This is a genomic window from Phenylobacterium sp., from assembly GCF_036402295.1.
Classification (GTDB): Bacteria; Pseudomonadota; Alphaproteobacteria; order Caulobacterales; family Caulobacteraceae; genus Phenylobacterium.
Genome location: NZ_DASWTE010000211.1, coordinates 1 through 6302, shown reverse-complemented (window position 1 = coordinate 6302; position 6302 = coordinate 1). Strand labels below are relative to the sequence as shown.

The window sequence follows — 6302 nt, the reverse complement described above, 5'->3', positions numbered from 1 at the left end:
CCATGCCCTTCCGCTATCGCCGTTCAACCGTCTCTGCAACGCGCTTGACGAGTCGTTATGTTATTTCATAACACTCAAGCCATTGTTCAAGGTCAGGTCCAGCTGATGTCCCGCGTCGCCCTGTTCGCCTCCGTCGGCATTCTCGTCCTGTCCGCGTCCGCAGCGCACGCCGCCGAGGATGCGGACGCCGCCGAGCCCGGCCACAAGGACCTCTCCGAGGTGGTGGTCACCGGTGCGCCCTACGTGGTCTCGCTCGACTCCACCACCACCAGCGTGAACGTGATCAAGCGTGACGCCCTCGACCTGGCCCCATCCGCGGGCCTGGGCGACGTGCTGGCGCATCTGCCCGGCGTGCGCTCGTCGTTCTTCGGCCCGGGCGCGAGCCGGCCGGTGATCCGCGGCCTGGCGGGCCCGCGGGTGCAGGTGCTGACCAACGGCGTGGGCCAGATCGACGCCTCTGGCCTCTCGCCCGACCACCAGGTGGCCAGCGACCCGCAGGAGGCCGAGCGCATCGAGGTGCTGCGCGGCCCCTCGGCCCTGGCCTACGGCGGCTCGGCCATCGGCGGCATCGTCAATGTGATCGATGAGCGGATTCCGTCCAAGTTCGAGGCCGGCGTCCATGGCCGCGCCCTGGCGACCTATTCCTCGGTGGACGACGGCCGGCAGGTCTCGGGCGCGCTGAAGGCCGGGGTGGCCGACGGCGTCACCGTTACCCTCGACGGCGTCCGCCGCCGCACCGACGACTACGAGATCCCGGCCGCCGCCATCTCCCGCCGCCTCGCGGCTGCCCAGGGCCTGCCCGAACCGTCGCGCGACGGCACGAAGGTCCCGAACACCTACACCAAGCTCGACGCCTTCGGCGGCGGCGTCTCCTGGGCCGGCGAGCCCGGCTGGGGCGGCCTGGCGGTCAAGCACACCGACAGCGAGTACGGCAGCGCCGCCGAGGAGGAGGTGCGCATCAAGCTGAAGCAGACCCGCGTCGACACCCGCGGCGCGCTCACCTTCGATGGCGGCCCGTTCGAGAGCGTGCGCTTCGCCGGCGGCTACGCCGACTACAAGCACACCGAGTTCGAGGGCGACGAGGTGGGCACCACCTTCCTGTCCACGGGCGAAGAGGGCCGGATCGAGCTGGTCCAGCGCAACCGTGGCGGCTGGCAGGGCGCGATCGGCGTCCAGGGCCTGCATCGGTCGTTCGACGCCATCGGCGAAGAGGCGCTGATCCCCAAGACCAAGATCGACGAGTGGGGCGTCTTCACCCTGCAGCGCCTGGACAAGGGCGCCTGGGGCCTGGAGGGCGGAATCCGCCTCGACACCCGCGCGATCAAGAACGTCCGCGCCGACCGTGATTTCACCAACGTCTCGGCCTCGATCGCCGGCTTCCTGCGGCCGGCGGAGGGCCTGTTCCTGGGCCTTGCGCTCTCGCGCACCAGCCGCGGCCTGACCGAGGAGGAACTGTCGTCCTTCGGCGCCCACCCAGCCACCGGCGCCTTCGAGATCGGCGACCCCACGCTCGGCAAGGAGGTGTCCTACTCGGCCGACGCCAGCCTGCACTACGAGCGCGGCCCGCTGACGCTCGACGCCCACGCCTTCTACGCCGACTACGACAATTTCATCGACCTGGTCCCGAACGGCGAGGTCGACGCGGAGTCCGGCTTCCCAGTGTTCACCTTCGTGCAGAGCGAGGCGAAGTTCTACGGCGGCGAGCTCGAGGCCTCGGTCGAGACCTGGCGCGACGGCGACAAGAGCTTCCACCTCGAGGCGTCCGCCGACTACGTGCGCGGCAAGACCGACTTCGGCCCCGCCGTCCGCATCCCGCCGTGGTCCGTGACCGGGCGCGGCGTCTACGAAGGGGGCTGGTGGACCGGGACGGTCGAGGTGCATCACGTGGCCGAGCAGGACCGCGTGGCCACGTTCGAGCTGCCCACCAGCGGCTATACCATGCTCAACGCCTCGCTGGTGCTGCGGCCGGTGCAGGACAGGCCCGAGTTCAAGGTCTTCCTCGACGGCCGCAACCTGACCAACATCGAGGCCCGCGAGCACGCGTCGTTCCTCAAGGACGTCGCCCCGCTGCCGGGCCGCACCTTCCGCCTGGGCGTGGGCTACCGATTCTAGTCCGAGGCGCTAGGGTGGCGCGCCAGGAGACTTCCGATGCCGCGCCGCCTCTTCGCCGCCCTCGCGGTGGCCATTGCCTCGTTCACCGCCGCCCAGGCCGCGCCTGAGCCCACTGCGCACGACTACGTCATCAAGGACTTCCGCTTCCGCACCGGCGAGACACTGCCGGAGCTGAAGATCCGCTACCACACGCTGGGGACGCCCAGGCCCGACGCCGCGGGCAAGGTGACGAACGCCGTCCTCATCCTGCACGGCACCGGCGGAAACGGCCGGCAGTTCACCAACCCGCTATTCGCCGACGTGCTCTTCGCGCCCGGCGGCCTGCTGGATCCGGCGAAGTACTTCATCGTCATGCCCGACAACCTGGGCCACGGCGGCAGCTCCAAGCCGTCGGACGGCTTGCGCGCGAAATTCCCGAAATACGACTACGCCGACATGGTCGCCGCCCAGCACGCGCTGGTGACCAAGGGCCTGAAGGTCGAGAAGCTACGGCTGATCATGGGCACGTCCATGGGCTGCATGCACAGCTTCGTCTGGGCCGAGACCTGGCCTGGCGCCGCGAAGGCCCTGATGCCGCTGGCCTGCCAGCCGACTGAGATCGCTGGCCGCAACCGGCTGTGGCGGCGCATGGCCATCGAGGCGATCACGTCCGATCCCGCGTGGAAGGGCGGTGACTACGACACCCAGCCGGTCCAGGGGCTGAAGACGGCCGCCAACCTATTGATCCTCGCCGGCGCCGCGCCGTTGCCGATGCAGGCCCAACTGCCAACCCGCGCCGCGGTCGATGAATGGCTCGCCCGCGAGCAGCCGCGCCGCATCGCCGCCATGGACGCCAACGACTTCATCTACCAGGTGGACGCCTCGCGCACCTACGACCCCTCGAAGGACCTCGAGGCGATCACCGCGCCGATGACCTGGGTGAACTCGGCCGACGACTTCATCAACCCGCCCGAGCTCGGCCTCGCCGAGGCGGCCGCGAAACGCCTGAAGACCACCCGCTACGTGCTGATCCCGGCGACCCTCCAGTCCCGCGGCCACGGCACGCACACGCATGCCGCGCTCTGGAAGGACGAACTGGCGGAGCTGTTGAAGCGGACGGAGTAGCTTTCCCTCCCTTGATGGGGAGGGACAGGCCGCGCGAGCGGCCAGGGTGAGGCAGTGTGGGCCAGAACTCAGAGGGTGGGGAGGATCGACACCTCCTCACCCAGCTCGCTGCCGCGAGCTGTCCCTCCCCATCAAGGGAGGGAAACTAGTCCTCGGACTCCGCCGGAGCCGGAGCGCCTTCGCCGGCTTCGAAGCTGCGCGGAGCGCGGCGGCGGCGGGCCTTGGGCTTGGCCTCGTCGTCGGCCGCAGCGGCCGGCGCGGGCACGGGCCGGGTGGCCTGCAGGAACGCCGGCGCGTGGCTCGCGCCGCCCTCGGAGTCGCGCAGCAGCGGGCCGCGGGGTTCGGCGTCGCCGGTGGGCTGGACCACGGCCAGCGGGTCGCGCTCGGGTCGGTCTTCGCGGTCGCGGCGGTCGCGCTCGAAGCGCGGGCGGTCCTCGCGCGGCCGATCATCGCGAGGACGTTCGTCACGGGGACGCTCATCGCGCGGCCGGTCATCACGGGGACGCTCGTCACGAGGACGCTCGTCGCCCTCGGCGCGCGGCCTGTCGTCTCTCGGGCGGTCGTCGCGGTTGCGATCGCGGTTACGGTCGCGACCGTCGCGGTCACGGCGGCCTTCGCCGTCGCGCCAGCGGTCCCGGCGGCCTTCGCCGTCGCGGGCCTGGTAATCGCCCCGACCATCGCGGTCGCGATCCCGGGGGCGGTCGCGGTTCTGGTCTCGGTTCTGGTCGCGGTCGCGTTGGCCTTCGCCGTCCTCGCGGACCTCACCGCCCTCGGCGGCGGCCTCGTCGGCGGCCATCGCGGCCTGCTGGCCGCTCTCGTCCTCGAAGTCGATGTCGTAGCCCGACGCGAACTGGTCGCGGCCGATTATCTCGCTCGCCGACCGGCTGGGCTGCAGGGCCCGCAGCAGGCGGAAATAATGCTCGGCGTGCTGCAGGTAGTTCTCGCCCAACACCCGGTCGCCGGCCGCGTTCGCGTCGCGGGCCAGCTGTTGGTACTTCTCGAAGACGTGCTGCGCGTTGCCGCGCACCTTCACGCCGTCGGGGCCGTTCGAATCGAACGCCCGGTTGGCGTTCTGCGTCGGCTTGCCGCCGCCGCTGCCGCCACCACCCCGATTGCGCCCGCGTTGGCGCTTCATACCCTTGAAATCTCTCATAAATTCAGAAAACCGTTCGGTTCTTCCCTAGCGCCCCAATCGGCGGCTTGGCCTTCAGCGTGGTCGGGCCCCGGCCCGGTCAGTTCTGTGAAGGCGTAAGTGTTCCCCGTCTTCCGCCCGGAAGCTCGTCAGCGAGAGGCCTGCTTGATCAAGAAAGCGTCGCGCCTGTCGGGCCCGGCGGGCGTCCTGCATGGGGACGCATCTACCTGCAACACCGACGAATTAGGGTGGAGACGTGATCTGATGTAGCGAGTCAGGCGGTGGTTTCCAAGGCCTTTTTCTCGCCTGCGACCACCCGGTCCCGGTCGCCGAGGTCCCGGATCGTCTGCACGAAGACCGCGCCCGCCTCGCGGAACAGGGCCTCCACGGCGTCCTTCTGGTCGAAGCCGATCTCCACCGCGAAGCGTCCGCCGGGCTTCAGCACCCGCAGGATCTCGGGCGCCAGGATGCGGTAGTGGTCGAGCCCGTCCTGGCCGCCCTTCAGCGCCAGGTGCGGCTCGTGGTCCTTCACCTCGGGCTCCAGGGTCGGGATCACGTGGTCGGCGATGTAGGGCGGGTTCGAAACCACGAGGTCGAAGGATTCGCCGTCCAGGCCGGCCGTCCAGTCGCCGCGCAGGAACGCCGCGCGGTTCGCCAGCCCCAGCGCGGCGGCGTTGTCGCGCGCCACGGCCAGCGCCTCCTCCGAGACGTCCACGCCCAGGCCCTTTGCCGCCGGCCGCTCGGCCAGCAGCGCCAGCAGGATCGCACCCGAGCCCACGCCCAGGTCCAGGATCCGCCACGGCGCATGCTCCGGGAACTCGCGCAGGCTGAACTCCACCACCGTCTCGGTGTCGGGCCGGGGCGTCAGCACGTCGGGCGTGACGTTCAGCATGATCTTCCAGAAGCCCTTGCGGCCCAGGATGTGGCTCACGGGCTCGCGGCGTTCGCGACGGGACAGGTAGTCCTCGAGCGTCGCTTCCTGCTGCGGCGTCAGCGCCCGGTAGGGGTCGGTCACGATGTCGACCCGCGAGGCGTCGGCGGCGGCCTCGACCAGCAGGCGCGCGTCGATCACCGGACCGGCCAGCCCCGCCGCCTCCAGCCGCGCCCGCGCGCCCTTCCAGGCCTGCACGAGGTTGAGGCTCATTTCGCCGCCTCGACCGCCTGCGGGATGGTCACCGCATCGCCAAGTCCGACGCGGCCTGACGAGGTCACGTTCAGGTACACGCCGCAGTGCTTGTGGCCGTAGTTGTCGAACAGCGCCTTCACCACCTCGAGGTCCTTCACGCCGGTCGTGGGATCCACCTCGGTCGCCGCGCAGCGCACGATGGGCTTGAAGACCGTCGCCCGCGCCCAGCCGAGCATCAACCCGCGGTCCGTCCAATCGTTCTCGGCCCAGGCGGGCCAGCCCTCGACATAGATGTTGCCGCGGAAGCGGAGCGGGTCCAGCTGCACGCCCATCTTCGCCGACAGGTCGCGGACGCTCGCGAGGTTGATCACCGAGACCTGGCCCTGCGGGTGGTCGGTGAACCGGAAGCCGCCGCGGGCGTCCATCACCCGGAGCGGCCCGCGCACATCGTCGGGATCGAGGAAATCGGTCAGCCAGGCGGCGAACGCCTCGCGGCCCTTGGGCTCCGCCAGCCTTCCTGCGAACATCGGCCGGCCCGCGGCCTCGGCGCTGAACACGCCGGTCGCCTCGTCGTAGCGCGTGCGCGCCGCCGCCACCTTCGGGATCGCCGCCAGCACGGTGAACTTCTGCTTCGACGTCCAGGCCGGTGCGGCGGGGTCGAAGCCCGACGGTCCGTTCTCCACCGCCCAGATGCGGTCGTGCGGGAAGCCCTCGCCGGGGGCGAGGTCCACATGGTTCAGGCTCTCGGGCGTGAAGCCCTTTACGGGGTGGCGGAAGATCGCCGCGACATGGCCGCTCATGAGGCGGCTTCTGACCGAAACCCCGCCC

At 70.5% G+C, this 6302-nt stretch carries 5 protein-coding genes; 2 read left to right on the top strand and 3 right to left on the bottom strand.

What is annotated here, in order from left to right; genetic code table 11:
• The first annotated feature begins 105 nt into the window (after positions 1-105).
• Together VGD44_RS13140 and VGD44_RS13135 are read left to right on the top strand one after the other, a co-directional pair.
• Entirely contained in the window at positions 106-2112 is a 2007-nt protein-coding gene (locus tag VGD44_RS13140; protein WP_331087713.1) for a TonB-dependent receptor, read from the top strand.
• Positions 2113-2148: 36 nt separating this feature from the next.
• Positions 2149-3216: an alpha/beta fold hydrolase gene (locus tag VGD44_RS13135; protein WP_331087711.1), complete on the top strand. Its 1068-nt coding sequence runs from the start codon at positions 2149-2151 to the stop codon at positions 3214-3216.
• A 145-nt stretch (positions 3217-3361) separates the two neighbouring features.
• Here VGD44_RS13135 and VGD44_RS13130 read toward each other — a convergent pair whose 3' ends face one another.
• The 3 genes from VGD44_RS13130 to VGD44_RS13120 all read right to left on the bottom strand — a co-directional run bounded on the left by VGD44_RS13130 (position 3362) and on the right by VGD44_RS13120 (position 6274).
• Positions 3362-4369 carry a DUF4167 domain-containing protein gene (locus VGD44_RS13130; protein ID WP_331087710.1) on the bottom strand — a complete coding sequence of 336 codons (1008 nt, stop codon included), beginning with the start codon at positions 4367-4369 and terminating at the stop codon, positions 3362-3364.
• A gap of 253 nt (positions 4370-4622) precedes the next feature.
• Complete coding sequence (gene prmC / locus VGD44_RS13125; RefSeq protein WP_331087708.1) at positions 4623-5492, bottom strand: peptide chain release factor N(5)-glutamine methyltransferase; 870 nt, start codon at positions 5490-5492, stop codon at positions 4623-4625.
• Positions 5489-6274: an MOSC domain-containing protein gene (locus tag VGD44_RS13120; RefSeq protein ID WP_331087706.1), complete on the bottom strand. Its 786-nt coding sequence runs from the start codon at positions 6272-6274 to the stop codon at positions 5489-5491. The genes prmC and VGD44_RS13120 overlap by 4 nt, the downstream gene beginning before the upstream one ends.
• Positions 6275-6302 lie beyond the last annotated feature (28 nt).

Excerpts from the sequence above, each read along its gene's own strand:
- VGD44_RS13130 (WP_331087710.1), bottom strand. The coding sequence starts at position 4,369 with ATGAGAGATTTCAAGGGTATGAAGCGCCAACGCGGGCGCAATCGGGGT.
- VGD44_RS13135 (WP_331087711.1), top strand. The coding sequence starts at position 2,149 with ATGCCGCGCCGCCTCTTCGCCGCCCTCGCGGTGGCCATTGCCTCGTTC.
- VGD44_RS13120 (WP_331087706.1), bottom strand. The coding sequence starts at position 6,274 with ATGAGCGGCCATGTCGCGGCGATCTTCCGCCACCCCGTAAAGGGCTTC.
- VGD44_RS13140 (WP_331087713.1), top strand. The coding sequence starts at position 106 with ATGTCCCGCGTCGCCCTGTTCGCCTCCGTCGGCATTCTCGTCCTGTCC.
- prmC (WP_331087708.1), bottom strand. The coding sequence starts at position 5,492 with ATGAGCCTCAACCTCGTGCAGGCCTGGAAGGGCGCGCGGGCGCGGCTG.